1 pseudogene is annotated in these 489 nt (G+C 63.6%); it reads right to left on the bottom strand.

Going from position 1 to position 489, the window contains the following annotated elements:
- A pseudogene (locus ACWTU8_RS32360) lies at window positions 1–489 on the bottom strand (hypothetical protein); the annotation flags it as partial.

Below are 489 nucleotides of genomic sequence, written 5' to 3'. Positions count from 1 at the left end.
GAACCCCAGCCGCAGGTTGAGCAGTGCCAGTGTCGGCCCGAGCAGGCCGAGACTGATGCGACCCATGCTCGAGGAAATGGCGGCGCCCGAAATCGCTGCCGCCGCCGCAAGATCCAGTTGCCCTTCTTGCTCGGCCATCGCGGCGGAGGGCGCATAGCCGGTTGATTCACTGCCGACGAAATGTTTTGAAAACAGAAAGAATTCGGCGTTGCGTCCCCGCTTGCTTGGGTCATTGGCCTCCAGGATGGCAGCTGGCCGCGCAGGAGACTGGCGGCGGCCTGACAGAATGATGTCCGGCCCGCCCCACCAGGCGCGCAGCCTTATGGCTGCGGCAATCCTGGCTCCCAGCCAGCGAATGGCGCCGATGATGAAAGACTTTCTCGGAGGGTCGGCGGCCTGCCTGGCGCGGCGGACATTCAATGTGCCGTTTATCAGGAGATAGGGCGCCTTCACGCCGATGTCCTTCAACGCGATGTCAGCCTGTCCCTC

This window comes from Mesorhizobium sp. BHbdii (assembly GCF_053848045.1).
The sequence above is the reverse complement of the archived record's forward strand: the minus strand, read 5'-3'. Positions and strand labels throughout refer to the sequence as shown.